The organism is Arthrobacter sp. Y3223164 (genome assembly GCF_059091005.1).
This window is the reverse complement of sequence record NZ_JBNHGF010000469.1, coordinates 1-1,866: the sequence shown is the minus strand read 5'-3', so window position 1 is coordinate 1,866 and position 1,866 is coordinate 1. Positions and strand designations below refer to the sequence as shown.

2 protein-coding genes and 1 pseudogene are annotated in these 1,866 nt (G+C 70.4%); 2 read left to right on the top strand and 1 reads right to left on the bottom strand.

The window, feature by feature from the left end:
* On the top strand, positions 1 to 383 hold a 383-nt coding region (locus AC5RUJ_RS15485; RefSeq protein WP_494156156.1), incomplete at its 5' end, for a hypothetical protein.
* Positions 384 to 476: 93 nt separating this feature from the next.
* Here the strand turns inward: AC5RUJ_RS15485 and AC5RUJ_RS15480 are convergent.
* Positions 477 to 1,034 carry a histidine phosphatase family protein gene (locus AC5RUJ_RS15480; RefSeq protein ID WP_494129045.1) on the bottom strand — a complete coding sequence of 186 codons (558 nt, stop codon included), beginning with the start codon at positions 1,032 to 1,034 and terminating at the stop codon, positions 477 to 479.
* Positions 1,035 to 1,299: 265 nt separating this feature from the next.
* On the opposite strand from AC5RUJ_RS15480, the pseudogene AC5RUJ_RS15475 reads away from it, so the two are divergent.
* Positions 1,300 to 1,866 (top strand): annotated as a pseudogene (locus AC5RUJ_RS15475) (hypothetical protein); the annotation flags it as partial.

The following is a 1,866-nucleotide window of genomic DNA, read 5'->3' as shown; positions in this document are numbered from 1 at the left end:
CCGCCGCCGGCGCGCTGCCGTCCGGCGGCGGCGAACCAGGGCCTGTCCGGGAAGAAGAACTCGAGGCGCTCCGCCAGGAGGAAATCGAGGAGACGGCCGCCCGCTATGTGCGGGAGACCGGGCGCGATTCGCCCGCCGAACGCGCCATGCTGAACCTGGTTCTCGGCTACGGCTGGGACTACGACGGCGGACGCCTCACCCGGGTGAGCCCGGTCAAGCTGGATCTGATCAGCGAAACCGTGCTGGCCGAAGGGGGACTGGAGCCGGTTGACCCGGGCGAGGTGACCGCCTTCCTGCACCGCTGGGTGGACTGGTGCGCACCGCGGGAGGAACTGTCCGCGCATGCGGCGGCCGTCCTGCACCGGCACCTGGACGGGAGCTAGGAACCTGGCCGCTCCACGGCAGCTGGTGGCCTGCCCCCATCACCCGTTCGGCCCCGTCACCGTTTGGCGGCTGGAACCCGAGCACCGGTCCGGTCAGAAGCGCGCGGCGGCCAGTTGGTCCGGGTCCGCCCGGTAGCCGAGCACCAGGTCGGGATCCAACCGCACGGTCTCACCGTTGGCGATGTAGCCCCGCGGCGTGCCGTGGAGGAGATTCAGCGTGAGCCGCAGGATCGTGCCGTGGGCCACCACGATGATGTTGCGGCCCGGGTAGGTGCGGAGCACTTCCTGCAGGCCGGCGACGCCGCGCGCGGCCACCTTGCGTTCGGGCTCGGCCTGCCGCATGAGCGCGTCGATCTCCGGCCGTTCCAGGCCGCGCAGCACGGTGCCTTCGATTCCGCGGTAGTCGCGCTCCGAGAGGTCCGGCACGGTTTCCGCCAACTCCAGTCCCACCCGGCTGCCGATAAGGCGGGCGGTCTCCATCGCGCGGTGCAACGGCGAGGACACGAGGACGTTCCAATCGCTCTCGGCGAGCCAGCCGCCGGCGTCCAGCGCCTGCCGTCTGCCCACGCTGTTGAGCGGCACATCCGTATGCCCCTGCAGCCGGCCCTCAGCGTTCCAGTCGGTCTGCCCGTGACGTACCAGTGCCAGCACTCTTCCCCTTCTTGCCCGGTGGACGGGACGGCTCCCACAGTGACGTGTCCCCTGATCAACCATAGCCCGGCGGCGGTCCGCGCCGGCCCGGATGAGGCTTCCGGAAGCTGGGGGACTTTCAGGCGCGGTGGACTGAACGGCGCGGGGAGCGCGGGTAACCGCAGGGTAAACGGTTCATGAGAAAGCCCTCATGCGGCTGTCATGTTCGTTTCATCGCGGATGTGTTGACTCATTCCTGACGCACCCAACAACCAAGGAGCAGGCCATGACCATCACAGACTTCCCCGCAGGCACCGCTGGAACAACAGGACTCAAAGCACTCGGCACCCCTGCAGCACCGGCGGCCGGCGCGGCGGCGGAGGTTTTCTCCGTTGCCGCATCGGCCGTCGGTGCGGCCGAGGAGCTTTTCGGCCCGGCGGCCGCTCCGGTGGACCCGCAGCGGCTGCGCCGGGCCAAGAAGGCGTACACCACCCGGTTCCTGGCAGAGCGCCTCTGCCTCGACGCCACCGGCTACCAATTGCTCCAGGCCGCCCCGGCCGCCGGCGACGTGGTGCTGGCCCGGGTGGTCGAGATCGGCAAGCACACCCGCTTGGAGAGCCCGGCCTCACGGCGGCAGGCAATGTTCGTCCGCGACGAGATCCTGGTGGCCTACGGCAACCGGTACGCGCCGGACCAGTTCCTGGCGGTGGTACCCGCCGACCTGTCCGAATGCTCGCTGGTGGCCGGCGGCGGACTGGCGGCGCGGGTGCTGGAACAGCACGCCGGCATCGACAGGGCCACCCGCATCCAGCCCATCGGCCTGCTGGCACGGGACGGGCGCGCGGTCAACCTG